This window comes from Micromonospora sp. HNM0581 (genome assembly GCF_012726175.1).
Taxonomy (GTDB): domain Bacteria; phylum Actinomycetota; class Actinomycetes; order Mycobacteriales; family Micromonosporaceae; genus Micromonospora.
On sequence record NZ_JAASAD010000012.1, the window covers coordinates 50,486 to 76,149 of the forward strand.

Sequence of the window (25,664 nt, forward strand, 5' to 3'; positions counted from 1 at the left end):
GAGGTCGGTACCCGGTGGGTGTCCCTCCGACACCGGTTCCACGCTAGTTGCCGGAGAACGGGCCGGAGGGCGTTCGCCTGTGTCGGCGAGTTCAGTGAGCGATGACCGGTGTCGGGCCGACGGCGATGGCCGGGATCTCCCGGGTCTGCTCGCCGGCGTCCGGCTCGGGCATGGGCAGGAGGGAGTTGGGCTCCTCGACCGCAGGCAGCAACGCGGCGACGGCTTCCTCATGCAGGCTGCGGGCTGAGGCAGCGGCGAGCTCCGCGGCCCGCCAGGCGGCCTTCTCCCGTTCCCGGGCGGCCCGTTGCCGGTTCCGGAGGTGGTCGCGTACCGCTCTGCGGAGCATCAACTCCTGTTCGACCGGGTGGCGGCGAGGGTCCCAGCCACGGTGTGCGAAAACATCGCTCAGCTGCTCCACTGACAGCTCCCGTCGCCAGTACGCGTCCAGGGCGGCCCGGTGCAGCCAACGCTCACGGTCCGCGTACTCGGCCGGAGTTCGAGCGGTCTGCGGCAACGGCATGCCGGCGGCACCGGACAGGCGGTGCACGTTGGCTTCCGCCGCCTCGTAGGCCCGCCACGCCTGCTCGGCCTCGTCCTGCGCGACGAGCCACTCGTCGCGTCGGTGCCGGGCCGTGGTGTCGGCCCGGTTGGCGGCGATCATGACCTCTTCGGCCCAGCGCTCCTGGTCACGTCGTTGCTCGCGGAGGTCTGGCGGGCTCGGTAGCGCGGCCTCGCGGATCCGGGTGCCGACCTCTAAGCGGAAAAGTCGCGGTCGCAGCAGCAGGCCTGTGACGGCGAGGCTCACCACACCGATCAGGCCGAACCAGATGGCGGCGGCGCGGGGCGCGTCGAGCAGGACGGAGGACAGTGCGGTGCGCATCATCAACACCTCGCGGTCGGGGTGAGTCGTCGACTGTGGTGGGGCGCAGGTGACGGGGTGCCGGGTGGCGGCGACGCGGTTCGTGCCCTGACCTGTCGGTCGGAGCGGGGCTGCCGGGGTTCAGGATCACCTGCCGTAGCGCCGTAGGCAGCGGCCAGTGAACTGCCGTCGAATCGTCGGCCGGCGGCTGGCACCTGGCTCGATCGCCCTGCGGGGTGGCGTCTGTTCAGATGGTGGGCGGGCCGCGCCGGGTTTGTTCGCCCTCACGGACGGCGGGGGCGACGAGGCTGTCGACCTGAGGCCCGGCCGGTGCGATGCCAGCCTGTTCGGGGCGGACCGCCGCGGTGCCGGTCCGCTCCGGTGAAACCTGGCCGGTGTCGCCGGCCCGGACGGACTCGGCCGCGGGTTGCCGGGTGACCGAGGCGGCCCCCGGCGGGCTGATGGTGACCGGGGCGACCCCCGGTGGGCCGATCGGGTTCGCTGCGGTCGACGGTGCATCGGCGGCGAACCACACCGGCGTTTCGGCGGCAGCGGCTCCGCCGAAGGCGACGGCGAACATCAGTGAGGCCAGTGCCAAGCGGGTCAACTCACGCAGCGCACACAGCGTCGCCGACCACATTGGACGGACGGACGCTGGAGACGGCACGCGACCAACCTATCCTGCCGCCGAGCGGTTCGCAGCGCCGCGATCTGCTCGGGCCGGGTGAAGCGTGCCACGTCGTCGGATCGGTACGACATCCGATTCAGTGGTCTGCCGTGCCGTCCACCCGCTTCCTGGTGAACAGGGCCAGCAGGTCGCCGACCTGATGGTCGGCTTCCGCCGGGTGACGGAACCGTCCGGCCGGGTTGAGGGTGTACTCGTTGCGCCGACCCACCCGGGTCCGGTGCAGGTAGCCGCCGGCCTCAAGGTCGGCGACGATCGCCTGGGCGGCTCGCTCGGTGACGCCGACCTCGGTCGCGACATCCCGCAACCGAGCGGTGGGGTTGCGGGCTATGGCGAGCAGGACGTGTGCATGATTCGTAAGGAACGTCCAGTTACGGGTACTTCCCTGCTCCTCGGTGCTCGCCATGCCCGCCATCGTATGACCTGCCGTTCGAGAGTCCCGGGTCGCACATCGCCGGGCGCGCGACCTGGGCGCCATCCAGATGCCCGCTGGATGCATGAAATAGATATCACGTATAGCTTGACGTGTGTTGCGGGGCGTGTGACCGTGGTGTCAGCCCGTGACCAGCGCCGGCCGGGATGACCAGGCATTCCTCCCAGAGACGAGGTGCAGCCGGATGAGTCGACCCGGATCGCTGGGCTCCCCCAATCAGTCGGAACGCGAGCGCATCGATGCGGATCGTCCCGGTGCACCGCAGCGGGCTCTCGCCGAGCTGCTCGCCGGCAATCGTCGATTCGTCGCCGACACACTGCGGCATCCCCATCAGGACGCCGACCGTCGAGCCGCCGTCGCGGCCGAACAGCACCCCTTCGCGGTGATCGTCGGCTGCTCCGACTCCCGGCTCGCCGCCGAGATCATCTTTGATCGCGGTCTCGGTGACCTCTTCGTGGTCCGCACCGCCGGGCACACCGTCGGCCCGGAGGTGCTCGGCAGCGTCGAGTACGCGGTCGCGGTGCTGCGTACGCCGCTGGTGGTGGTGCTCGGGCACGACTCGTGTGGTGCCGTCCAGGCGGCCCGTGACGCGGTGGCCACCTCGACCCGACCGCCGGGTCACCTGGGCGCGGTGGTCGACGCCGTGGTGCCGAGCCTGCGCCGGGCGCAGGACGCCGGTGTGCACGAGCTGGACGAAATCGTGGACATCCACATCGCCCGGACGGTCGAGACGATGTTGACCTCGTCCGGCACGCTCGCCGCCGAGGTGGGTGCCGGGCGGTGTGCCGTGGTCGGCATGTCGTACCGCCTGGCCGCCGGGGAGGTGCGCGCGGTAGCTGCGGAACCCGTCGAACTTGCCGTCGAGGCGGCGAACCTGCGCTGACCGCGCGCGGCGACGGCGAAGCCGTCCGTCCGAGACCCGCCGAGTACGAGGGCCGTCCCGCAAACCCTGCGGAACGGCCCTCGATGCGTCGTGCCGGCGTGATCAGAGCAGGGACACGTGAACGTGGTCCGTGTGGTTGGACGGGCCGCTGTAGGAACTCCAACGTTCCGTCGCCGCGAACCAGATCTGCCGGTTCCAGATGACGTAGTAGATGCCCAGGCGGTCGGCGTTGCGGACCAGGAAAGCCGCCAGGTTGTTGCCGTAGATCCGGGTGTCGTTGTTGTGCCACGGGCTGAAGCCGCTGTTCTGCAACGACCAGTCACAGGCCCGGCCCTTGGGGTGCTCGAACTTGTCACCTGGCCGGAAGCAGCCCACGAACCGGTCGAATCCGGCCCGCTTGACCTCCTTGTACATGTGCAGCGTCCGTGGCGTGATGCAGCCCGAAGTGGTGGGGTCGTCCTGGTTGCACGACTCGGGCTTCCAGCCACCGTCCGAGGAGCGGTTCGGCGCGATCCGGGCCACCGGCGAGGTGGCGTCCACCAGCCCGCCGGTCAGCCCGACACCGCCAACCAGCTGGAGGGACTTCTCAGCCTCGCTCTTCTTGCGCGCCATGTCGTTGGTCAGCTTCTTCTGCTCGCGCACCTCGGCGTCGAGCGCGAGCTTGGCCTGCTCGGCGCGGAGCTTGACCGCGTTGGCCTCACCGAGCTTCTTGTCGTTGACGAGGTTCAGCTCGTCGAGTGCCGAGGCCCGATCGATGAAGGAGCCCGGTGCGTTGCTCTGCAACAGCATGGCGATCGCGCCGACCCGTCCCGTCCGGTAGGACTGGGTGGCGATCTGGGTGACCTGTGGGGCGAGGGCGTCCAGGTCGGCCTGGGCGGCCCTGACCTCGACCGCCAGTTGGAGCTGGCGCTTCTTGGACTTCTCCAGATTGGCCTTGGCCTTGGAGTAGTCCAGGGTGGTCGCCTCGATCAGATCGTTGAGCATCGGCGGGTCGTCGTCGTGCTCCGCCGGCTTGGGGTCGTTCGGTGCGGCCGTCGCCGGTATCGGACCGGCGAGGACGGCGAACGCGGCGAACACGGCCACCACGGGTGTCAACCAGCGGCGTAGGGGTGCCGTCACTGTTTTCCCTTCCATCGGCCGCCGACCGGGTTAGCTGACGGGTTCGGGACGGAGGTGGCCCCTACCGCTTGCGCGGATTCACCCCACGTACCTGGGTCCCCGGTTCGCCTGACGGCGATTGGGCGGTGGCACCGCAGGCGCCGCTGCGCGCCTTCGGCGGTAACCGGCAGTGAGGTTACCCGACAGTCCATCTGGGCTTCTACGCCCCGAACCCGTCGAGATGCGTCATTTCGTAATCGCTCTGAGTGACTAGCGACACGGTTTAGATCCGCATCGGCAGGGGCGGTCACGTTGAGGAGTGTCACCATGTGGTGTCCGTACTCCTGTCCGGGTCGGGCCACCCCGAGGAGGTGGCGGGGGATGTGCTTCGGGTGGGTGGGGTACTGAGGGCGTGGAGAGCCTCGGCCCGCTCCGTCGTCGGCCGGGGGACCACGGGGGTGGGCTGACCGGTGCGGGTGCCGGCGTTGTCCCGTCCGGCCGTGACCACCACCACGGCGAGCGCGGTGGTGAGGGGTACCGCGGCGATCAGCCCGAGGGTGGCCACCACGCTGCGGACGATCTCCGTGGTGAGGAACTCGCTCGTCACGATCTGGCCCAACGCTCGGGAGTCGGCGGTCAGTAGGAGCAGTAGCGGCAGCGAGGCGCCGGCGTACGCCAGCACGATGGTGTTGACCACCGAGGCGATGTGTGCCCGCCCGACCCGGGTGGCCGAGCGGTAGAGCTCCAGACGGGAGCTGTGCGGGTTGGCGTGGCGCAGTTCGGTGACCGCCGCGGCCTGGGTGACCGTCACGTCGTCGAGTACGCCGAGCGAGCCGATGATGATGCCGGCGAGCAGCAGGCCGTGTAGGTCGACGTCGGCGCGGAACAGGGACAGTGTGGTGGCGTCCTCGCTGCCGAATCCGGTGAGCTGGGTGGCCTCCGCCGCGACCAGCCCGAGCAGTCCGGTGAGTACCAGACTGGCGAGCGTGCCGAGGACCGCGACCGAGGTCTGGGCGGAGATGCCGTGGGTCAGGTACAGCACCACGAACATGATCAACGAGGCGCCGACGATGGCCACCGCGAGTGGTGGTCGACCGGCGCTGATGCCGGGGAGTACGAAGGTCAGCAGGATGGCGAAGCTGGCGGCCAGGCCGCCCAGGGCGGCCAGGCCCCGAAGTCGCCCGAAGGCGACGATGGCGGCGGCGAAGAGCACCGCCAGCCACACCAGCGGCCAGCCGCGCTGGTGCTCGGCGATGTTGTAGGTGCTGACCGACGGGTCCTCCGGGTCGATCAACGGCACCAGGATGATGTCGTCGTCGACGTCGATGCGCGGGGCGCCGGGCCCGCTGGGGATCGGCGTCTGTACCTCCTGCCCGGCCATCGGTCCGGTCTGCACCCGGACGGTGACCGTTCCGCACGGGCCGTCGGCGGTCGTCGGGGTGCCCTCGGGAACGGCCGGATTGGGCGGGCAGGGTTCGCTGACCACCCGGGTGACCGTGCCGTGGTAACGGGGGGCGTCGTCGACGGTCTCGGGCCTGGGGGCGTCCCGGGGCCAGAGCACGATGGCGGCGATCAGGGTGATCAGGAAGAGGGGGGCCACCGTCACGACGAGTATCCGCCGCACCCCGGGTGGGGTGGGCGGAGCGGAACGGGTGTGGTCGGCGCCCATTCAGTGTCTCCCAACGATTCCGAGGCTGAGTACGTGTCGATGGGCGAGACGGTTCAGTGCCGCCCGGCGACCATGGCGAGGGGCGGCCTGAACGGCCCGGCGATGGCGGGGTGCCTGCCCGGCATGGGCTGCGGGCCGGCTGGCAACGGCAGCGCGGGTACACGCCGGGGAACGACCCCGGGCCGCGGGGCACGGATTTCGGCTGGCCATCGTAGGCGAATGGTAACCAGCCCGACCTTTATCGCAGGTCGCGCGGTATGTCGGCGGGTCGGTCAGCCGCGCTTCATGAGGCGGCCGACGGCGGCCATCATCTCGGTGGCCATCTCGTCGGCGCGCCCCTCGGCGGCGCCTTCGTGCATGCAGTGCCGGGCGTGGCCGTCGAGCAGGCCGAGGGCGACCTTGTCCAGTGCGGCCTGGATGGCGGAGATCTGCGTGAGCACGTCGATGCAGTAGCGGTCGTCGTCGACCATCTTCTCGATGCCACGCACCTGACCCTCCACCCGGCGCAGCCGGGCGAGGAGCTGGTCCTTGCTGGCCGTGTAGCCGCGGATCGGCACGGGTGTGCTCATGCCGGCAAGGATAACGTACCCCCCGGGGGTATGCTACGGTCGGTGCGACGGATACCCCTGGCGGGTATCGGACAGCTGCTTGGCCCAGCGTGGTGAGGAGAAACCCATGGTCAGTGCGACGTATCAGGTGCAGGGTATGACCTGTGGGCACTGTGTCGACGCGGTGAGTACCGAGATCGGTGCGCTCGAAGGTGTCGAAGATGTTCAGGTGGACCTGGCCGCCGGCCAGGTCACCGTCACCAGCGACCAGCCGCTCTCCGACGACGCGGTCCGTGCCGCGGTGGACGAGGCAGGATACGAGCTGACCGGCGCCTGAGCCGACCACCAGGCGGAGGAACGAGGATCACCCATGAACACGGCGACCAGGCTGAGCGGCTTCGCCCTCGGCCTCGCGGCGGTCTTCGGCGCGGCGTACGGGGTGGGTCAGCTGACCGGCCCGGTGAACGTGGTAGCTGCCGGCCATGACAGCGGTGACTCCGGCCATGACAGCGGAGGCGCCGGCCATGACAGCGGTGACTCCGGCCACGAGGGTGCGGCCGGACATCTGCCCGGCGGTCTGCTCGTCTCCGACCGTGGGTACACCCTGGTGCCGGTCGACGCGCCGCCCGGTGAGTTCGCGTTCCGGATCGACGGGCCCGACGGCGGTCCGGTGACCGACTACGACGTCACCCACGACGAACGGATGCACCTCATCGTCGCCCGCCGTGACCTCTCCGGTTTCCGGCACGTGCATCCGAAGCTGACCGGGGACGGCACCTGGCGGATCGCCTCGCCGCTGGACTCTCCCGGGGTGTGGCGGGTCTTCGCCGACTTCACCCCGACCGGCGGCCACCCCCTCACGCTCGGTGTCGACGTGACCGTCCCCGGCACGCTCACCGAGCGCGAACTTCCCGCACCGGCGACCAGCGCCACCGTCGACGGTTACACCGTCAGCCTCTCCGGTGTACCGCAGCCGGGTACCAGCACGATGCTGACCCTCACCGTCGCCCGCGACGGGACCCCGGTCACCGACCTGGAGCCGTACCTCGGGGCGTACGGCCATCTGGTGGCGCTGCGCCGAGGTGACCTGGCGTACCTGCACGTGCACCCCGAGGGCAGCCCGGGAGACGAAGGGAGCGGCCCGGGGCCGCAGCTCAGCTTCGCCACCGAGTTCCCCTCGGCCGGCGTGTACCGCCTCTACCTCGACTTCCGCCACCGGGCAGTGGTGCGGACCGCCGAGTTCACGGTCCAGGTCAAAGACCCGGGTGGCGCCACCGAGCCAGGCGCAGGGCAGGCCACCACCGGGCCCGAGGACGGGCACGGTGTTCCCGGGCACGGGCACGACTGACAGGACCGACCATGAGTACGAGCCGACCCCTGACCGCCGCACCGCACCTGATCGAACTGGCCATCGGCGGGATGACCTGTGCATCCTGTGCCGCCCGGATCGAGAAGAAGCTGAACCGGATGGACGGCGTACAGGCCACCGTCAACTACGCCACGGAAAAGGCGACCGTCACCTACGGTGATCCGGTCACCCCGGCCGACCTCGTCGCCGCCATCGAGAAGACCGGTTACCGGGCCAGTCTCCCACCACCACCCACTCCGGCCGCACCGGTTCCCGCCCCCGAACACCCGGATCCGCTGCCCGCGCTGCGTACCCGGTTGTGGATCTCCGTGGCCTTGAGCGTGCCGGTGATCGCGCTGGCCATGGTGCCGGCCTGGCAGTTCACCTACTGGCAGTGGTTGTCGCTCACCCTGGCGGCCCCGGTGGTCGTCTACGGCGGGCTGCCCTTCCACCGCGCCGCGCTCGTGAATCTGCGGCACGGTGCCGCGACCATGGACACCCTGGTGTCGCTGGGCACGCTGGCTGCTTTCGGCTGGTCGGTGTGGGCGCTGTTCCTCGGCACCGCGGGCACTGCGGGAATGACCCACCCGTTCAGTTTCGACATCGGCCGAACCGACGGTTCCGGCAACATCTACCTGGAGGCGGCTGCCGGGGTCACCACCTTCATCCTGGCCGGCCGCTACCTCGAGGCACGAGCGAAACGAACCGCCGGTGCGGCCCTGCGGGCCCTGCTCGATCTGGGCGTCCGGGACGTGTCCGTCCTGAGGAACGGGGTGGAAACCCGGATACCGGTCGACCAGCTCGCGGTGGGCGACCGCTTCGTGGTGCGGCCCGGCGAGAAGATCGCCACCGACGGGACGGTGGAGGAAGGTTCGTCGGCGGTGGATGCCAGCCTGGTCACCGGCGAGTCGGTGCCGGTCGAGGTGGGGGCCGGCGACACCGTGATCGGCGGCAGCGTCAACGCCGGTGGCCGACTGGTGGTAACCGCGACCCGGATCGGCGCCGACACCCAACTAGCCCAGATGGCCCGACTGGTCGAGCAGGCGCAGAGCGGCAAGGCCGCCGCGCAGCGGCTCGCCGACCGCATCTCCGGGGTCTTCGTGCCGATCGTGATCGCCCTGGCCACCGGCACGCTGGGCTGGTGGCTGGGCGCAGGAGCCGAAACAGCCACCGCCTTCACCGCCGCCGTGGCGGTGCTGATCATAGCCTGCCCGTGCGCCCTCGGCCTGGCGACGCCGACCGCGTTGCTGGTCGGCACCGGGCGAGGTGCACAAATCGGCATCCTGATCAAAGGGCCGGAGGCTCTGGAGTCCACCCGCCGGGTGGACACCGTGGTGCTGGACAAGACCGGCACCGTGACCACCGGCAGGATGAGCCTGCTCGCGGTGACCCCTGGTGAGGGGGAACGACGCGACGAGGTGCTGAGGGTGGCAGCTGCCCTGGAGAGCGGCTCGGAGCATCCGATCGCCCAGGCGGTGGTGGCGGGCGCCGCCGAGGTCGGCGCACCCTTACCGGTAACCAACTTCGCCAACGTGGCCGGGATGGGTGTCACCGGCACCGTCGACGGCCGTCAGGTGCTGCTCGGCCGGGCCCGGCTGCTGCGGGACCGGGATCTGGTCGTACCGGACGGCATCGCCCGGGCAGCGACTGACGCGGAGGCGGCGGGGCGTACGGTCGTGCTCGTCGGTTGGGACGGCCGGGCCCGTGGTCTGCTCGCCGTGGCCGACGAGGTGAGACCCACCAGCCCGGAGGCCGTACGGCGGCTGCGAGCGCTCGGCCTGAGACCGGTGCTGCTCACCGGCGACAACGCCGCTGTAGCCCGAACGGTGGCCACCGAGGTGGGCGTCGACGAGGTGATCGCGGAGGTGCTGCCGACGGAGAAGGTCGAGGTGGTGGCCCGGTTGCAGGAAGAGGGTCGGGTGGTGGCGATGGTCGGCGACGGGGTCAACGACGCCGCCGCGCTGGCGCGGGCGGATCTCGGCCTGGCCATGGGCGCCGGCACCGACGTGGCGATCGAGGCGTCCGACCTGACTTTGATCCGGAACGACCTGCTGGCCGCGGTGGACGCCATCCGGCTGGCCCGGAACACTCTCGGCACCATCAAGGGCAACCTGTTCTGGGCGTTCTCCTACAACGTGGCGGCCCTGCCACTGGCCGCCGCCGGGCTGCTCAACCCGATGATCGCGGGCGCGACGATGGCGTTCTCGTCGGTCTTCGTGGTGGTCAACAGCCTCCGGCTGCGCCGGTTCCGGTCCGCTTCCTGAACTTCCCCGGGTTGACCGGTGCGGGGCTGGGTATCTGACTCCTGTAGCGGCAGGAATCCCCCGGGGAGGCTGACATGGGTGTCGAGGACAAGTTCAACAACACCGCCGAGAACACCGGCGGCAAGATCAAGGAAGGCGTGGGGCGCGCCACGGACGACGAACGACTGGAGGCGGAGGGTCGCGGCGACCAGATGAGCGCCAACCTCAAGCAGGCCGGCGAGAAAATCAAGGACGCTTTCCGCAAATAGTCACGTACGCTCCGCCACTGCCGGGCCGGCTCACACCGGCCCGGCATCGTGCCCGCCGTACCTGATCGCCGCCTGGCTTCGTCTCGCGTTCCCGAGGCGGCGGGTCTCAGATGCCCGGCGGTCGGCCGCCGGTGAGCCGCATGGTGAAACCCTCCACGTCGCGGTGGTAGGTGACGTGATTACAGGACTGGTGAGTGATCCACAGGCCCAGCCCGCCCGGTGACCCGTTCACCGACGGCAGCAGCCCGGCGTAGGGATCCTGCGGGCCGCTACCGGAATCGCTGACCGTGGCCACGAGGCGGTCCGCACCCGCCCACAACCGGAACCGGACCGGAGAAAGGCCGTGCCGCAACCCGTTGGTGACGGTCTCGCTGACGGCGACGACGAAGTCGTCGAACTCGTCGGCCCGAAGACTGCCCGGACCGGCCCGGTGCACTGCCGCACGGGCCTGCGCCGCCGTGGGGCCGAGTAGATCGACGAGGGGCGTGGCCGTCTGGATCGGGTCGGGTGGCATCGGGCGTACCCGGCGTAGGAACGTGTCCGGGGCGACGTACGCGGCACTCGGCACATGCCGACCGTCGGCTCGGGCGAAACACGGATGGGTGGCGGCGACGTCGGCCAGCACGCCAGCTGCGGTGGTCCGCGTGTCGTACGCGCACATGCTCCACAACGGCCAGTCGTCGTACGCGTGGTTGATCGCCGACTCGTAGCGGGCCCACCAGTCCCAGGTGGGGCCGAGACCGAGCGGCGGCACCTCGCCGATGATCCGAATCTGGGTGGCGCCGTCGGCGACCAGATCGGCGAGGAGTTGGCGGTACATCCGGATGGCGGCGGTCGGCCGGCCGTAGACGTCGCCACCGGACAGGAACTCGACCTTCGTGTCGGCGGGCAACGCGGCGCGGACCAGATTGCCGGTGCGCTCCCCGAGAGCGACGAAGGTGGGCTCGTTCGCCTGGACACCGCCGACCAGGAACGGCACCACGACGGCGAGCAGTTCCTCGTCGGAGGCATAGCAGAGGGCCTCGTGGAAGTAGCCGGTGCGCCCGGCGGCCGGACCGCTCCTCACCGGGCCACCTCCACCCGCAGGTCGGGCAGGTCGAGCAGGGTGGCGAGCCGGGCAACCCCGGACCGGGCGGCCCGCAGCACCACGGTGGCCTGCCGGTCCCGGGCGTACTCGTTGAGGTGGATGAGCGCCCGGTGGTCGAGGAAGCGGAGTCCGTCGGCGTCAAGCACCAGTTCGTCGTCGACGGGCCGCAGCTCCGCGCGGTCCAACGCGGTGCGGAACAGGTCATGGTTGGACGGGTCCAGTTCCCCGGCGAGGGCGGCCTGTCCCTGGGCCAGCGGTACGGCGTACAACCGGAAAAGCAGCTGACCGAGGTTGTGTTGCGGGTGCAGGCAGGCCAATTCGGCGATCGCCGGTTCGCCCAGCTGCGACCGGTCGTACGCGCACATGGCCCGGAACGCCTCGGTGCGCATCATCTCGTTCACGCGCTGCTCGTAACGGGCGAACGCGTCGCGTCGAGCGGGAGTGCGGACCAGATCGGTGGCGTCGGCGGCGACCCGCAGGCCGGTGTAGCCGGCCGACACCGCCTCCCGGGTGGCGCGGCGGTAGGCCGCCACCTGGCTCGCCGGGTCGATCACCGCTGTGCTGCTGTACGCATCGTCGAGGGAATGAACCTGAGCGGCGCCCGTCAGCAGCGCGTCGGCGAAGTCCCGGGTATCGAGTAGTTCGTCACGGACCGGTTCGGCAGGTCCGGAGACGACGAACCAGACCCGCTCGCCGGCTGCCAGACCGGCCCGCAGGAACTCCACGGCTCGGGTCATGAACCCGGTCGGGCCGTCGTACGCCCAGCACAGGTGCCGGTGCCCCGGCGGTTGGCCGGTCAGCACGACACTGCGATCGCTCACCTCAGGTGCCCCATCAGTGCAGTCTAAGGCGTCATTCGAGGTCGGCCCGCCGCGCAGGTTCTCGGGCTTCCGGTCGGGCCGGGAACCATCCGGCGACGTCGACCGACCAATACGGCGATGACAGCCGTGACCGACGACATCAGCGGGTACGCGCTCGCCGCGGGCCGGGGCGACCGCGCCGCCGCGACAGCTTTCGTGCGGGCCACCCAGCACGACGTGCGGCGGTTCCTGACCCACCTGCCCGGGGTGCGGGACATCGACGACCTGGTCCAGGAAACCTACCTGCGTGCCTGGCGGGCGCTGCCGTCGTTCGCCGGCCGGTCCACGGCGCGGACCTGGCTGCTCGCCATCGCCCGCCGGGTCGCGGTGGACCAGGTACGCGCCGCCACCTGCCGGCCGCGTACCGCGAACCTCGGCGACTGGCAGGCAGCTGCGGAGAACACGTCGGCCGGAGTAAGCGCCGGGGTGGACGAGCAGGTGGTGCTCGGCGGTCTGCTCGACGGCCTGGCAACCGAGCGGCGGGAGGCGTTCATCGCCACGCAACTGCTCGGCCTGTCGTACGTCGAGGCCGCGCAGGTGTGCGGCGTGCCGGTCGGAACCATCCGGTCCCGGGTGGCCCGGGCCCGTGCGGACCTGGTCGCAGCGTTACGGTCGGTCGACCCACCGGTCGGACGGCCCACCGCAGCCGGTTGAGCTGAGGCCCGCCCGTCAGGCGACCCGCCGGTGCCGGTCGTCGTCACCGTGGGTGGTGCGGCTGCGGACCGGGGTGGAGTCGTACCGGGGGTGCGTGAGGCCGTGTCGGGCCTGGGCCGAGTAGGGCGGCAGCAGCCGCAGCGGGGCGGGTTCGTCGCCCTCGTCGAGGCGCAACCGCCAGCGGGACTGCTCTGGCTGGCGGCGGTCGCCCGGTTCACCGGGTTGGCGGGAGCTGCGCGCCAACAGCACGGTGATCAGGTAGCCGACCACCAGGAAGCCGTGACTCACCAGTCGTTCCACCGCGACCTGCGAGGCGACGAGATCGTTCACCGACAGCAGCACCAACGTGACCACGAAGGCGCCGAGCATCGGTAGCAGCCCCGACGGCGAGGTACGGCGCAACGCGACGAACAGGAACCCGGCACCCACCGCGACGTTCCAGGCGGCAGACTCGTGCCACAGATGCTGGCCGCTGTCATGCAGGTGTTCGGCGACCCCGGCCCGGCCGATCTGCGCCAAACCGAGGACCAGTTGCACCGCGCCGAGCAGCCCCAACGCGGCGCGTAGCCCGTCGGCCAGGGTGAGCTGCCCACCGCTCGACCGCAGCCAGCGGCCCGGCACCGCGGCGAGCGTTCGCCAACGACGGCGCGGCGGCGGGGCGGCGGCGAGGATCACCTCGGTGAGATCCGGTAGCGAGGTCACCACCTGGGTACGTGCCCGGCGCGTCACCGTCGCGGCCGAATCCAGCCAGGTCCGGCAACCGGTACACATCTCCAGATGCCCTTCGACCCTGTGCTGCTCGTCCGCCGTGGCCTCGCCGTCCAACTGCGCCGACAGGATCTCCCGCCACTGCTCGCACTGCATGTACTGATAGTCGGTTCCCCGGCCGGCATGGTTCCCGGCCGGTCCGACGAAACCCGACCACGCCGAGGTCAGGACCCGGACCGGCGAGCGGAGTGCCCGATCACCGGCCGGGCAGGCTGCCGAGTAGGACGGCCCGCGTCGACCGGTGGGCGAGGCCCTCGGCGACGCTGCCCAGCAGGCGGTCGCCGATGCCGTGTCCGTGCCGACCGACCACCAGCAGGTCCACTTCCCTGTCGTCGGCGACCGTCAGCAAGGCATCGACGGGATGGCCGGTGACGATCGCGGTGGTGGGCCGGGGCAGCCCCTCGGGCAGCCCGGCGGCCCTCTCGTCGATCATGCGTCGGGCCCGTTCGTGTTCCCGCCGGGATTCGGCGTCGGACAGGTCGGGGCTGGTCACGGTGACCAGGACAAGCTCACTGGTGCTTCCGGTCAGGGACCGGGCGATGGCGCGCAGCGCCCGGTCGGAGTGCGCGGAGCCGTCCACCCCGACAAGCACGCGCAGTCCCGAGCCGACCGGTTCCGACGGCCGGTGGCGGACGTCGACCAACTGTGGACGGGCCCGGCCCCGTTCGACGGCGATCGGGACAAACAACGGGCCGAGTAGTCCGCCCACCAGGTACCACAGCGGGCTGCGGTGCCCGCCACGGGTGACGAACACCGCCGCCGTACCCAGCCCCACGGCCAGCCACAGCACCGCCACCAGCACCACGAACCACCGTTCAGACACGGCAGGTCCCGCCGGGGATGTGTGCCTCCCAGGTGCAGCGGACGGCTTCGGCCATGCCTGCGATTACCCCGCCAGGCCGGGGGTAAGCACGCCACTCCCGTCGGGAGAAGGGAACGTGCCGCCCGTCCCCGGTGCAAGCGGAGCATCCACGGTCAGCCCCGCGCGGCTCAACCAGCGGACCGGACGAGAACCGGCGGAGTCTCGTCGCCGGTGTCCGGCGGTGGTGCCGCGCGAGGGGGAGGCGGGGGCGCGTCCAGGGGCCGCCGATTTCCGGCCGGCTGCTCCGGGTCGCCAGTCTCGCCGCGCCAGTGGGCCAGCCGTCCGGCCCGCGCGACCGCCCGTAGGCGGCGTTCCGCCCGATCCCGGACATGTGGCGTGGTGACCACCAGCAACTGGTCACCGTGGCGTAGGCGGGTGTCCGGCTCGGGTACGAAGGAGGTGCCGTCGCGGACCACGAGGGTGATCGCGGCGGGCGGAGGTAGCCGCAGTTCGCGGATGTGCACGCCGTGCATCCGGGAGTCGGTCTCGACGGTGAGGTGCAGCAGGTCCGCGTCGATGGCGTCCAGCGGTGCGGACTCGACCTGCAGGTCCGGGCCGATGCCCGCCGGGCTCAGCCGCAGGCGTGTGGCCAGCCACGGCAGCGTCGGAGCCTGGACCAGTGTGAAGACCACGACAAGCACGAACACGATGTTGAACAGTTGCCCGCTGCCGCCGACCCCGGCCACGACCGGGATGGTGGCCAGCACGATGGGTACGGCACCACGTAGCCCGGCCCAGGACAGCAGCACCTGCTCGCGTAGCGGAATCCGGAACGGCAGCAGGGTGACCAGCACCGACAGCGGCCGGGCGACCAGCAGCAGCACCAGACCGACGGCGAGTGCGGGCAGGATCGCACCGGGCAACTCGCTGGGATTGGCCAACAGTCCGAGCATGACGAACAGGCCGATCTGGGCGATCCAGCCGAGCCCTTCGGCCACCGACATGGTGGCCCGGCGGTGCGCCAACCGGGCGTTGCCGAGGATCAACGCGGCGAGGTACGCGGCGAGGAAACCACTGGCCTGGGCGAGCCCCGCAGCGGCGAAGGCCAGGATGCCGCAGGAGAAGGTGGCGATCGGATAGAGGCCCGAGGCAGGCAGCGTGAGTCGACGTAGGAACCACACTCCCGCGATGCCGATCGCGACGCCCATAGCGCCACCGACGCCGAGTTGGTAGAGCATCTGCCCCAGTAGTTCCAGCGGGTTGGGCGCGCTCAGCCCGGTGGCGCTGAGGGCGAGCACCAGGATGACGGTGGGTGCGTCGTTCAGTCCCGACTCGGCCTCCACCAGACCGGCCAACCGCCGTGGCAGCGGCAGGGTGCGCAGCACCGAGAACACCGCCGCCGCGTCGGTGGAGGACACCACTGCCCCCAGCAGCAGGGCCAACTGCCACGAAACGTCGAGTAACAGGTACGCGCCGAGGGCGGTGACCGCGACGCTGATCAGCACACCGGCGGTGGCGAGCGCCGTCGCCGGTGCCAGCACCGGCCGGATGTCGGAGAACCGGGTGGTCAGGCCACCCTCCACCAGGATCACCGCGAGCGCCGCCGTGCCCAGGGCCTGCGCCAGTGCGGCGTCGTCGAAGTGTAGGCCGAGTCCGTTCTCACCGATCAGCAGCCCGATGCCGAGATACGCCAGCAGCATCGGTACGCCGACCCGGGTGGCCACCCGGGCGGCGGTGACGCTCACCAGCACCGTCGCCGCTGCGGCGATCATCAGCAGGTAGACCTGTTGCAGGGTCATCCCGGAACCCGTCCCAGTCGCCGTCGACCCATGCTTCCGCTCCCTCACGCTCGCGTACGATGCCGGGCGCCCGCCCCCACGGACGCACAGCCGCAGCCCGTCGCCCGGCCCAGCGACCGGGTGACGACCCGTGCCACGGTCTGTCCCCCCGTTCACGTTACCGGGCTGGCAATCGTCGAACGCTCAGCGTGACGGTGAATCACTTTCCGGCCGATCCGAGGACCGCCCGTCGGCGTCGGTTGTCGGCTGCGCGACCATGGCTCGGTCACGCGTACGACGAAGAGACGGGAGCCGGCTCATGAGCGGCGGGGCAGCGCAGGGGTCCGATCGGCTGGAGGCATGGGAGCGGGTCAGCGCCGCACCGCTCACCCTACTGTCTGTGGTGTTTCTGGTGGTGTACGCGGTGCCGATCCTCGAACCGGATCTCAGCCCGCAGTTGCGGACCGCCTGCACCGTCACCGCAGTCGTCGTCTGGGCGCTGTTCTGGGTCGACATTCTCGTGCGGCTGCGGCTGGCCACGAATCGGCGGAGGTTCCTTCGGGAGCACCTGTTCGATCTGGTGGTGCTGACGTTGCCAATGCTGCGACCACTACGCGCGGTACGCCTGGTCATGGTGGTGCTGACCATCAACCGCCGCACCGAGGTGTGGGCGCGCGGTCGGCTGGCCGTGTACGTCGCCGCCACCACGGCGCTACTGGTGCTGGTCTCCGCGCTGGCCGTGCTGGACGCCGAACGCCTCGCCCCGGACGCCAACATCACCGCCTTCGACGACGCGCTGTGGTGGTCGACGGTCACCATCACCACCGTCGGCTACGGCGACTTCTATCCGGTGACCACAGCCGGCCGCTTCGTCGCCCTCGGTCTGATGATCGGTGGGATCGGTCTGATCGGTTTCGTCACGGGTTCGCTGGCGACCTGGATCGTCGAGCGCGTCTCGGCTGGCGCCGACAAGCCGACGGAGGTCACCGGCAGCGACGTAGCGGCCCTGCGTGCCGAGATCGCCGCGCTGCGGCGGCGTCTCGACGCTGAGCCGGCAGAGCGGACCGCCGACTGAGCGTCCACTGTCGGGGCACGATCGGGCGTTCCGGCCTGCGTGGCGGCACTCTTCCCGGAAGATGGTGGGCGGCGTGGGTCCGGTCTTCTGGTCGTCGGCGGGGTGACGGTGACGCTCGAACAGTCAGCGGGGACGTCACGGTCCAACGACCACCACTGCATGTCCGCCCACGAGGTCGTGCTGCTGCTGGAGACCGATCCACAGCGCGGCCTGAGCGGTGCCGAAGCCGCCGGGCGGTTGGCGCGCTACGGGCCCAACGTGCTGCCCGCCGCCGGTGGTGGCGGGCTGTTGCGCCGGGTGCTGCGACAGTTCCACAACCCGCTCATCTACGTGCTTGTCGCGGCCGGCCTGGTCACCGCGGTCCTGGGGGAGTACGTCGACTCCGCAGTGATCTTCGCAGTGGTGCTGATCAACGCCGCGATCGGGTACGCCCAGGAGTCACGGGCCGAGGCGGCCCTGGACAGTCTGCGCTCGATGGTGCGTACCGAGGCGCGGGTGATCCGCGACGGTGAACTGCGGGTGATCTCCTCCGACGACCTCGTCCCCGGTGACCTCGTGGTGCTGGAGGCGGGCGACAAGGTGCCCGTGGATCTGCGGTTGGTCAGGCTGGCCGAGCTGCGGGTCGACGAGTCGGCGCTGACCGGTGAGTCGGTCCCGGTGGACAAGCTCGAGGCGGAGCTGCCGGTGGGTACGCCGGTCGCCGACAGGCGGAACATGGTGTGGTCGGGCACGCTCGTCGCGGCTGGCGGTGGTTCCGGTATCGCGGTGGCCACCGGAGCCGAGACGGAACTCGGCCAGATCCACCGTCTGGTCGGTGCTGCGGAGGCGCTGGCCACCCCGCTGACCCGAAAACTGGCCCGGTTCAGCAGGGTGCTGACCGTGATCATCCTGGTGCTCGCGGCGGTGACCTTCGCAGTCGGCCTGCTGCGCGGCCAGGACGCGGTCGAGACGTTCACGGCGGCTGTGGCGCTCGCCGTCGGCGCGATTCCCGAAGGGCTGCCGGCGGCGGTCACGATCACCCTGGCGATCGGGGTGACCCGGATGGCCCGGCGACGAGCGGTGATCCGCCGGCTGCCGGCGATCGAGACGTTGGGTAGTACAACCGTCGTCTGCTCCGACAAGACCGGCACCTTGACAGAGAACCAGATGACGGTCCGGGCGCTGTGGACGCCGGACGCCGAATTCGAGGTGACCGGCTCCGGCTACCGGCCGGAGGGGGAGGTCCGTGACGGCGGCCGGGGCGGCGAAGCGCTGCGCTGGTCACTGCTGGCCGGCGCCGGCTGCAACGACGCGCGGGTACGTGAGCAGGACGGCGAGTGGCTGCTGGCCGGCGATCCGACTGAGGGAGCCATGCAGGTGGTCGCCGCCAAGGTGGGGATCGACCACGGCAGGCTGTCGGCCGACTATCCGCGCCGGGACACCATCCCCTTCGACTCGAAGCGGCAGTACATGGCGACGTTGCACGACGAGCGGGCCACGGGCCGGGTGGTGGTCCTGGCCAAGGGTGGCGTCGAGCGGATCGTGTCGATGTGCCGGGGTGAGATGGCATCCGACGGGGAGATCCGCCCGCTGCGTGCCGACGCGGCCCTGCGGGCCGCCGAGGAACTGGCCGGCCGTGGACTCCGGGTGCTCGCCACCGCCGTACGGCCGCCGGACGGCTCGGACGGCGGTTTCGACGAGGTCGCGCTGCCGGGCACCCTGGTCCTCACCGGATTGCAGGCGATGCTCGATCCACCGCGTGGCGCCGCCGCCCCGGCGGTACGGGCCTGCCACGGGGCAGGCATCGACGTCAAAATGATCACAGGGGACCATGCGGCGACGGCCGGTGCCATCGCCCGTCAACTAGGGTTGCTCGACGCCGACCGGCCGGAACGGGTGACCACCGGCACGGATCTCGACGGGCTGCCTGCCGAAGGGTTCGCCGAGGCGGTGGATCGGGCCGCTGTCTTCGCCCGGGTCACCCCGGAACAGAAGCTTCGGCTGGTCGAGACGCTTCAGCAGCGCGGCCATGTGGTCGCGGTGACCGGCGACGGGGTCAACGACGCCCCGGCGTTGCGGCAGGCGGACATCGGCATCGCCATGGCCCGCTCCGGCACCGAGGTGGCCAAGGAAGCAGCCGACATGGTCCTCACCGACGACGACTTCGCCACCATCGAAGCTGCGGTCGAGGAGGGGCGCGGGGTCTTCGACAACATCACCAAGTTCATCGTCTGGACGCTGCCGACGAACCTCGGCGAAGGGCTCGTGGTACTCGTCGCCATCGTGCTGGGCGCCACCCTGCCCCTGCTGCCCACCCAGATCCTCTGGATCAACATGACCACCGCTGTCCTGCTCGGCCTGATGTTGGCGTTCGAGCCGAAGGAACGCGGCATCATGCGACGGCCGCCCCGCGACCCGGGCCGGCCACTGCTCACCGGCGCCCTGGTGATACGGGTCCTGCTGGTGGCCGCGCTGCTGGTGGCGGGTGCGTGGTGGGTGTTCCAGTTCGAGTACTCGAACGGCGCCGATGTCGCGCAGGCGCGTACCGCCGCACTCAACGTCTTCGTGGTGGTCGAGACGTTCTACTTGTTCAGCTGCCGGTCCCTGACCCGCGCGGCCTGGCGGATCGGCTTCTTCACCAACCGTCTGCTGTTGCTGGGCGTCGCCGCGCAGGCGCTCTGTCAACTTGCCATCACGTACCTGCCACCGATGAACACGATCTTCGGCACCGCGCCGATCGGCCCCGACGTGTGGTTGCGCATCCTGGCGGTCGGGGCGGTGTCCGCTCTCGTGGTCGCCGTCGACAAGTGGCTGCGTCACGATCTCGGCTGAGCGTGCCTGCCGCGGCTGCCGAGGACCCTGCTGACGGTGGGGAGACGCGCCGGTCAGCCCCACAGTGCCTCAGCGATGGCGACCCCGACGAACGCGGCGCCAAGCGCGGCGACGACGCTGAGGCCGGCATTCACCAGCGCAGGGAAGTGGGCACCGTCCTCGAACAACCGGATCGTCTCGTAGCCGAACGTCGAGTAGGTCGTCAGCGCCCCGCACAGGCCGACACCGAGCAGGGCGACCAGGGGATCCGGTATCCCGCCCACCGCGGCACCCCCGATCAGGATGCCCAGGACGAGCGAGCCCGTCACGTTGACGGTGAGAGTGCCCCACGGAAAGACGGAGCCGTGACGTGCCTGTACCGCACGGTCGATCAGGTAGCGCAGCGGCGCGCCGACGGCGGCGCCGAGTGCCACCAGGAGGACGGTCATCCGGTGCCCCCGTTGCGGTGGACACCCGTCGTCATCCGGGTCACGGTCATGCCCAGACGGGCGGCTGCGAGGGCGGCGACGAGGGTGCCGGCGAGATACAGCAGGCCGGTCCGCGCCGCGCCGGACGCCACCGCCTGCTGCACCTCGACGGCGTACGTGGAGAAGGTGGTGTAGCCACCGAGGACACCGACACCCAGGAAAGGCCGGACCATCCGGTGTACCGTCCACATCTCGGTGATCAGCACCATCAGTACCCCGATGAGCAGGCAGCCCGACACGTTCACGGCGAAGGTGGTCCAGGGGAAGCCGTGCGGCGGGTGCGGCAAGGCGGCGGACAGCCCGTACCGGGCCACCGCACCGATCATGCCGCCGACAGCGATCGCGGCGAGCAGGCTGACGGTTCCACCGCGCAACTCGGTGCGTTGACGCGCAACGGTGAGGTCGACATCCGGATCGACGGGCGGTCGCTCGGCTTCCACGTCACCACCTGCCCGTACGCCGCTGCCCTGGACGGGACCGTCGGCGGTGCCACGTCGGTGGTCCGGACCTACGGAGGCCCACCGCCACGCACCCTGAGGTGCCCCGTGCAGAGGATAACGCTGCCCTCGACGTTCAAACCGGGGTGCGGCCCACCTGTCGACGGTGGGGTGCGCGGTCTCAGCCTGCCGCCCCGGACCTCCGCCGCCGGATCAGGAACACCACCGCAGCAGCCGTCAGAGCCAGCAGCACCCCTCCGCCGGCCAGCAACGGCATCGTTCCCGGGCCGTCGGAGGAACTGCCGGCGGCGGGGCTGGCGGCGGCGGGGTTGGTGGCGGCCGGCTCCGCGCTCGGGCTCGCCGACGGCGTCAGCGTCGGCTCGCTCGCGGCAGGGCTGGAACTCGGCTCGGCGGTGGCCGCAGGGTCGGCGACGGTGAACTGGTACGACCCCTGCACGGGGTGCCCGTCCTTGGAAACCACCCGGTAGGCGACGGTGTAGACGCCGTTGGCAAGAGCCGAGTCGACGGTGATCGTGCCCTTGGTGCCGCTGACCTCCGGCTCTCCGGTGGCCACCTGCTGCTTGTCGGCGTCACTGAGGGTGATGGTGGTGTACGACGGGTTCAGGTTCTGTAGGAACTGCAGCGTGATCCGGGTCGGTGCCTTCTCCAACTCGGCATCCTGGGCGGGAGTGGCCTTGCTCAGCACGTTGTGGGCGTACGCCGGGGAGACCGGACCGATCAGCAGGGTGGCGGCGGCGAGGGTGGCGGCGAGGGCGGCGGCGAGCGGCCGACGGAGGTGGCGGGACATGGCGTCATTCTCCTCGTCATTCGAGCAGTTGCTGACCGACCCAGCCACCCTCCGGGCAGCCGGGTGGGACGGCGAAGACGGCGGAGCCGATCGGGGTGGTCCACTCGTTGAGCAGGTCCTGTTCGGCGAGCCGCCGCTGGATGGGCAGGAACTGGGCGGCGATGTCGGCCTGGTACGCCGCGAAGATCAACCCACTGTCCGCGGTGCCGTCGGCGGCGGGGACGCCGTCGTAGTTGTACGGACGGCGCAGGATCCGGAGCCGGTCGTCGGTGACATGTGCGCGGGTGAGGTGGGAGAAGTCCGGTATGACCGTCAGCCCGTCGGGGCCGACAGCGGCGAAGTCGGGCTCGTCGTGTTCGAGCGTACCGGTCAACGGGGCACCGCTGTCCAGCCGCCGACCGACGGACAGTTCCCGGTCGGTGCGACCGAGCAGGTCCCAGGTCTCCATGTTCATACTGATCCGCCGCACCACGAGGGTGGTGCTGTCCCGCAGCCAGTCCGGCCCTTCGGTGACCCAGACCGCGGTCTCCAAAGGTGCGCCGGGTTTCGGGTTGGCGGTGCCGTCGAGCTGGCCAAAGAGGTTACGTTGGGTGCGGCCCGGTTCGGCGCCAGCGGCCCGCCGGAAACCCTGCTGGACCCAGCGTACGGTGGCGAAGGGGCGACTGTCCTTGACCAGGACCCGCTGGGCGTGGGCGACGGTGATCGGATCGTCGGCACAGATCTGCACCAGCAGATCCCCACCGGACCAGCGGGGTTCCAGCCGGTCGATGCGGAACGGAGGCAGGTCGGCCACGGAGGGTGGGCGGCGGTCGTCGAGACCGGCGGCAGCGTAGAGGCCGGGACCGAAGCCGAAGGTGACGGTGAGTCGGGCCGGCAGCAATCCCAACTCGGGTTCGGTGTCGGCGAGCGCGGGTCGGCCCTGTGTGAGACGGGCGGCGTCGTCGGACAGCAGCCGCAGCAGCCGCCCGAGGGAGGCCCGGTCACTGCCCGGGCGCAGGGTGAGGGCGACGAACGCGCCGTGAGCCTGTGGCTCTTCGACGATTCCGGCCTGCCGTACCCCGTGGAACGGCTCGATCAGCTCGCCGACGCCCGTATCCACCGGCTGCGCCGCCGGGTGGGCCGACGGGTCTGTGCGGGTACCGGCGACCGTGGCCGCGCCGACCACCGTGCCACCGGCGGCCAGCGCGCCGCCGGTGAGCAGACCGCGTCGGCTCACCGGCCGGCTCGCGGGCCTCACGGTGCCGGGCTGTGGCTCGTCGACATGTCCGGCATCGGCTCGCCGTGCCCGGGAGCGTAGCTCTCCTGAGCCCCGGTGAACGGCTTGGCCACCGCGCTGAACGTCTGAGTACGCCCGTCGGCGAAGCTGAGGGTGAAGGTCAGCTCGTCACCGGCCTGTACCGGCTTGGCGAGATCCATCAGCATCAGGTGGTCGCCGCCCGGTTCCAGCTTGTGCTCGCTGCCAGCTTCGATCACCACGCCGCCCTGCCTGGCCCGCATGACCATTTTCCCGTCCACCATCGCCATCTCGTGCAACTCCATCGGTGACAGCTCGGTGGCGGCGCCGGTGATCGTGACGTCGGTGTCGCTGTCGTTGACAAGCGTCGCGAAGGCCGCGGTCATCCCCTCGTCGGCGGCCTTCACCCATGGATCACGTACGCCCAGCACCCCGGCCTCGGCGGCGGGTGCGGCCGACGCGGAGGCGGGCGGCGTCGGCGCGGTCGACGCGTCCTCGGACGACGCGCAGGCGGCCAGGGACACGCTCAGTGCGGCCGCAGTGAACAGGACCGCCGGGCGCAGGAACCGGCGAGGCAGGAGGCTAGGCATGGGCTTCCTTTCGAAGATCGGTGTCATGAGGTTGGTCGGCCGGGGCCGCTCGGAAGTTCCCGACCTCTGCCGGCCACCGACTGCTGTTCCCGGGGTTGCGGGATCCCCGATGGTGCCTCCGGTCACTTTTCGATCATGTTCCGAGAGTCTCGGCCGGAAAGGGGAGCGGGCACTCTGTTCAATCCGGTGGGCGCAGCTCGACGCGGCGCAGCAGCTGCGCATTGAGCGCGACCACGATGGTGGAGGCCGACATCAGTACGGCGGCTACCGCCGGACTCAGCGCCACGCCGGCCCAGGCCAGGACCCCGGCGGCAAGCGGTAGCGCGACCACGTTGTAGCCGGCGGCCCAGGCCAGGTTCTGCAGCATCTTCCGGTACGCGGCCCGGGACAACCGGATCACGGCACTCACGCCACGCGGGTCGGACGAGGCGAGTACCACCCCGGCGGACTCGATGGCCACGTCGGTGCCGGCGCCTATCGCGATGCCGACGTTCGCGCGGGCCAGGGCGGGCGCGTCGTTCACCCCGTCGCCCACCATGGCCACTCGAAGTCCGCGCTGCTGCAGCCCAGTCACGGTGTCGTCCTTCTCCGCCGGTAGCACCTCGGCGAAGACCTCGTCCTCGCCGGAGCGGAACCCGAGTTCGGCAGCGACCGCTTCGGCGACCGGACGGGCGTCCCCGGTGATCATCACGATCTTGCGGATTCCCTGCGCCCGCAGCTCGGCAACGGCCTGCCGGGCCTCCGGCCGGACCTCATCGGCCAACGCGAGGGCCCCGAGGACGACGGCGTCGTCACCTAGCCGCAGCAGGTAGAGCACCGCCGCCCCGCGACGCGACCAGACCTGGCGGTGTCCGTCGAGATCGTCCGGGACGGTGACGTCGAGTTCCCGCAGTAGCGCCGGACCGCCGACGGCGTAGGTCACCCCGTCGACGTCGGCGCGTACCCCACGGCCGGTCATCGGTCGGAATTCGGACGCCGTCCGCCTGCCGCTCTGGTCGGCGGCCGACACGATCGCCCTGGCCAGGGGATGCTCGCTGTCGGCCTCCACCGCCGCCGCGATGGCGAGTACGTCCCGTTCGGTCGTGCCGGTGGTGGCGGCGACACCGGTCAGGGCGTGCTGGCCCCGGGTCAACGTGCCGGTCTTGTCGAACAGCACCGTGTCGACGGTGCGCATCCGCTCCAGGGCCAGCCGGTCCTTGACCAGGATGCCGCCCTGGGCGGCCACCGCAGTGGACAGGGCGATGACCAGGGGGATGGCGAGCCCGAGTGCGTGCGGGCAGGCGATGACCAGCACCGTCACCGTCCGGACGACCGCCTCGTCCAGGCTGCCCGACAGTGACCAGACCGCCAGGGTCAGCACGGCGGTGGCGGTGGCGACGTAGAACAGCCAGGCGGCGAACCGGTCGGCCAGCGCCTGCGCCCGTCCGCTGGACTGCTGGGCCTCGCCGACCAACCGTTGGATGCCGGCCAGGGCGGTGTCGGCGCCGACCGCCTCGATCCGTACCCGCAGCGCCGCGTCGGTGGCCACCGTGCCGGCCACGACCCGGTCGCCGGTGGCGCGCGACACCGGCCGCGACTCGCCTGTGATCATCGACTCGTCCAGCTCGGCACGACCGTCGATGACGGTCCCGTCCGCCGGGACCCGCGCACCGGGGCGGACCAGCACCACGTCACCGACGCTCAGGTCGGTCACCGCGACCCGGTGCGGTGTTCCGTCCGGGGCGAGTCGTTCGGCATCGTCGGGCAGCAGCGCGGCGAGGGCGGACAGGGCCCCCTGGGCCTGGCCGATCGCCTTCATCTCCTGCCAGTGACCGAGCAGCATGATCGTCACCAGAGCCGCGAGTTCCCACCAGAAGTCCAGGTCGAAGGCGCCGAACGAGGTGGCCAGCGACGCCCCGTAGGCCACGGTGATCGCCATCGCGATCAGCAGCATCATCCCGGGTGCCCGGTCTCGGATCTCGCGCACCGCGCCCTGTAGGAAGGGCCAGCCGCCGTAGCCGAAGACCACCGTGCCGAGCACCGGCCCGACCAGGTCGATCCCGGGGAAGTCCAGCTCGTAACCGAGCCAGTCCATCACCATGTGACTGGTGGCCACGATCGGCACGGTCAGCGCCAGGCTGAGCCAGAACCTGCGACGGAACTCCACCGGATCGTGCCCGGCGTGTTTGTCGTGTCCGTTGTGGTGGTGCGGGTCGTGGTGGGACATGCCATCACCTCCAACGGACCACCATACCCCCAGGGGGTATGTGTGGGTGTGG

The 25,664-nt window shown here is 70.8% G+C and carries 25 protein-coding genes and 1 riboswitch; of the genes, 8 read left to right on the forward strand and 17 right to left on the reverse strand.

The genetic code is table 11. The features are described from left to right. Nucleotides 1-91 precede the first annotated feature (91 nt). From HCA58_RS15780 to HCA58_RS15790, 3 genes are all read right to left on the reverse strand, one after another. Complete coding sequence (locus HCA58_RS15780; protein ID WP_205808761.1) at nucleotides 92-880, reverse strand: hypothetical protein; 789 nt, start codon at nucleotides 878-880, stop codon at nucleotides 92-94. 226 nt (nucleotides 881-1,106) lie between these two features. Beyond that, nucleotides 1,107-1,526, reverse strand: a complete 420-nt coding sequence (locus HCA58_RS15785; protein ID WP_169598596.1) for a hypothetical protein — start codon at nucleotides 1,524-1,526, stop codon at nucleotides 1,107-1,109. Nucleotides 1,527-1,623: 97 nt separating this feature from the next. After that, on the reverse strand, nucleotides 1,624-1,959 hold the full coding sequence (locus HCA58_RS15790) for a helix-turn-helix domain-containing protein (protein WP_169598597.1): 336 nt from the start codon (nucleotides 1,957-1,959) through the stop codon (nucleotides 1,624-1,626). A 202-nt stretch (nucleotides 1,960-2,161) separates the two neighbouring features. Here HCA58_RS15790 and HCA58_RS15795 point away from each other — a divergent pair, with 202 nt between their 5' ends. Then, the gene (locus tag HCA58_RS15795; protein WP_169598598.1) at nucleotides 2,162-2,860 is read left to right on the forward strand and encodes a carbonic anhydrase; all 699 of its coding nucleotides are present in this window, start codon (nucleotides 2,162-2,164) and stop codon (nucleotides 2,858-2,860) included. A gap of 102 nt (nucleotides 2,861-2,962) precedes the next feature. Here HCA58_RS15795 and HCA58_RS15800 read toward each other — a convergent pair whose 3' ends face one another. The 3 genes from HCA58_RS15800 to HCA58_RS15810 form a co-directional block, all read right to left on the reverse strand. After that, the gene (locus HCA58_RS15800; RefSeq protein ID WP_169598599.1) at nucleotides 2,963-3,979 is read right to left on the reverse strand and encodes a hypothetical protein; all 1,017 of its coding nucleotides are present in this window, start codon (nucleotides 3,977-3,979) and stop codon (nucleotides 2,963-2,965) included. Between the two features lie 3 nt (nucleotides 3,980-3,982). After that, a riboswitch (cyclic di-AMP (ydaO/yuaA leader) is annotated at nucleotides 3,983-4,114 on the reverse strand. Nucleotides 4,115-4,280: 166 nt separating this feature from the next. Further along, complete coding sequence (locus HCA58_RS15805; protein ID WP_169598600.1) at nucleotides 4,281-5,627, reverse strand: YibE/F family protein; 1,347 nt, start codon at nucleotides 5,625-5,627, stop codon at nucleotides 4,281-4,283. A gap of 272 nt (nucleotides 5,628-5,899) precedes the next feature. Next, nucleotides 5,900-6,196 carry a metal-sensitive transcriptional regulator gene (locus tag HCA58_RS15810; protein ID WP_169598601.1) on the reverse strand — a complete coding sequence of 99 codons (297 nt, stop codon included), beginning with the start codon at nucleotides 6,194-6,196 and terminating at the stop codon, nucleotides 5,900-5,902. Between the two features lie 106 nt (nucleotides 6,197-6,302). On the opposite strand from HCA58_RS15810, the gene HCA58_RS15815 reads away from it, so the two are divergent. The 4 genes from HCA58_RS15815 (at nucleotide 6,303) to HCA58_RS15830 (ending at nucleotide 10,035) form a co-directional block, all read left to right on the forward strand. Further along, nucleotides 6,303-6,512 (forward strand): copper ion binding protein, encoded by a 210-nt coding sequence (locus HCA58_RS15815; RefSeq protein ID WP_169598602.1) that lies wholly within the window; start codon nucleotides 6,303-6,305, stop codon nucleotides 6,510-6,512. Between the two features lie 33 nt (nucleotides 6,513-6,545). Next, on the forward strand, nucleotides 6,546-7,523 hold the full coding sequence (locus tag HCA58_RS15820; protein WP_169598603.1) for a hypothetical protein: 978 nt from the start codon (nucleotides 6,546-6,548) through the stop codon (nucleotides 7,521-7,523). 11 nt (nucleotides 7,524-7,534) lie between these two features. Beyond that, entirely contained in the window at nucleotides 7,535-9,787 is a 2,253-nt protein-coding gene (locus tag HCA58_RS15825; RefSeq protein WP_169598604.1) for a heavy metal translocating P-type ATPase, read from the forward strand. A 74-nt stretch (nucleotides 9,788-9,861) separates the two neighbouring features. Further along, the gene (locus tag HCA58_RS15830) at nucleotides 9,862-10,035 is read left to right on the forward strand and encodes a CsbD family protein (RefSeq protein ID WP_169598605.1); all 174 of its coding nucleotides are present in this window, start codon (nucleotides 9,862-9,864) and stop codon (nucleotides 10,033-10,035) included. Nucleotides 10,036-10,141: 106 nt separating this feature from the next. On the opposite strand, the gene HCA58_RS15835 is transcribed toward HCA58_RS15830, so the two are convergent. Beyond that, the gene (locus HCA58_RS15835) at nucleotides 10,142-11,101 is read right to left on the reverse strand and encodes an anti-sigma factor RsbA family regulatory protein (RefSeq protein ID WP_169598606.1); all 960 of its coding nucleotides are present in this window, start codon (nucleotides 11,099-11,101) and stop codon (nucleotides 10,142-10,144) included. Beyond that, nucleotides 11,098-11,943, reverse strand: coding sequence for an MEDS domain-containing protein (locus HCA58_RS15840; protein ID WP_346776002.1), 846 nt, complete (start codon nucleotides 11,941-11,943; stop codon nucleotides 11,098-11,100). Before HCA58_RS15840 ends, HCA58_RS15835 begins: the two co-directional genes overlap by 4 nt. A gap of 117 nt (nucleotides 11,944-12,060) precedes the next feature. On the opposite strand from HCA58_RS15840, the gene HCA58_RS15845 reads away from it, so the two are divergent. Beyond that, nucleotides 12,061-12,636 carry a sigma-70 family RNA polymerase sigma factor gene (locus HCA58_RS15845; protein WP_169598607.1) on the forward strand — a complete coding sequence of 192 codons (576 nt, stop codon included), beginning with the start codon at nucleotides 12,061-12,063 and terminating at the stop codon, nucleotides 12,634-12,636. Nucleotides 12,637-12,651: 15 nt separating this feature from the next. Here HCA58_RS15845 and HCA58_RS15850 read toward each other — a convergent pair whose 3' ends face one another. The 3 genes from HCA58_RS15850 to HCA58_RS15860 form a co-directional block, all read right to left on the reverse strand. Then, nucleotides 12,652-13,500, reverse strand: coding sequence for a zf-HC2 domain-containing protein (locus HCA58_RS15850; protein ID WP_169598608.1), 849 nt, complete (start codon nucleotides 13,498-13,500; stop codon nucleotides 12,652-12,654). A gap of 100 nt (nucleotides 13,501-13,600) precedes the next feature. Then, nucleotides 13,601-14,227 (reverse strand): universal stress protein, encoded by a 627-nt coding sequence (locus HCA58_RS15855; protein ID WP_169598609.1) that lies wholly within the window; start codon nucleotides 14,225-14,227, stop codon nucleotides 13,601-13,603. A gap of 167 nt (nucleotides 14,228-14,394) precedes the next feature. Continuing rightward, nucleotides 14,395-16,005, reverse strand: coding sequence for a potassium/proton antiporter (locus HCA58_RS15860; RefSeq protein ID WP_169598610.1), 1,611 nt, complete (start codon nucleotides 16,003-16,005; stop codon nucleotides 14,395-14,397). Between the two features lie 298 nt (nucleotides 16,006-16,303). Here HCA58_RS15860 and HCA58_RS15865 point away from each other — a divergent pair, with 298 nt between their 5' ends. Both HCA58_RS15865 and HCA58_RS15870 read left to right on the forward strand, forming a co-directional pair. Beyond that, complete coding sequence (locus HCA58_RS15865; protein WP_169598611.1) at nucleotides 16,304-17,059, forward strand: potassium channel family protein; 756 nt, start codon at nucleotides 16,304-16,306, stop codon at nucleotides 17,057-17,059. A 159-nt stretch (nucleotides 17,060-17,218) separates the two neighbouring features. Next, nucleotides 17,219-19,870, forward strand: a complete 2,652-nt coding sequence (locus HCA58_RS15870; RefSeq protein ID WP_169598612.1) for an HAD-IC family P-type ATPase — start codon at nucleotides 17,219-17,221, stop codon at nucleotides 19,868-19,870. 53 nt (nucleotides 19,871-19,923) lie between these two features. Here the strand turns inward: HCA58_RS15870 and crcB (HCA58_RS15875) are convergent, their stop codons facing one another. The 6 genes from crcB (HCA58_RS15875) to HCA58_RS15900 form a co-directional block, all read right to left on the reverse strand. Next, nucleotides 19,924-20,298, reverse strand: a complete 375-nt coding sequence (gene crcB, locus HCA58_RS15875; RefSeq protein ID WP_169598613.1) for a fluoride efflux transporter CrcB — start codon at nucleotides 20,296-20,298, stop codon at nucleotides 19,924-19,926. Further along, nucleotides 20,295-20,777: a fluoride efflux transporter CrcB gene (gene crcB / locus HCA58_RS15880; RefSeq protein WP_169598614.1), complete on the reverse strand. Its 483-nt coding sequence runs from the start codon at nucleotides 20,775-20,777 to the stop codon at nucleotides 20,295-20,297. The genes crcB (HCA58_RS15875) and crcB (HCA58_RS15880) overlap by 4 nt, the downstream gene beginning before the upstream one ends. Before the next feature lie 178 nt (nucleotides 20,778-20,955). Continuing rightward, nucleotides 20,956-21,582 carry a copper resistance protein CopC gene (locus tag HCA58_RS15885; RefSeq protein WP_169598615.1) on the reverse strand — a complete coding sequence of 209 codons (627 nt, stop codon included), beginning with the start codon at nucleotides 21,580-21,582 and terminating at the stop codon, nucleotides 20,956-20,958. A gap of 16 nt (nucleotides 21,583-21,598) precedes the next feature. After that, nucleotides 21,599-22,798, reverse strand: coding sequence for a Dyp-type peroxidase (locus HCA58_RS15890; protein WP_169598616.1), 1,200 nt, complete (start codon nucleotides 22,796-22,798; stop codon nucleotides 21,599-21,601). 17 nt (nucleotides 22,799-22,815) lie between these two features. Next, a complete protein-coding gene (locus tag HCA58_RS15895; RefSeq protein ID WP_169598617.1) occupies nucleotides 22,816-23,406 on the reverse strand; it encodes a copper chaperone PCu(A)C in 591 nt (196 codons plus the stop codon). Nucleotides 23,407-23,584: 178 nt separating this feature from the next. After that, on the reverse strand, nucleotides 23,585-25,612 hold the full coding sequence (locus tag HCA58_RS15900; protein ID WP_169598618.1) for a copper-translocating P-type ATPase: 2,028 nt from the start codon (nucleotides 25,610-25,612) through the stop codon (nucleotides 23,585-23,587). Nucleotides 25,613-25,664 lie beyond the last annotated feature (52 nt).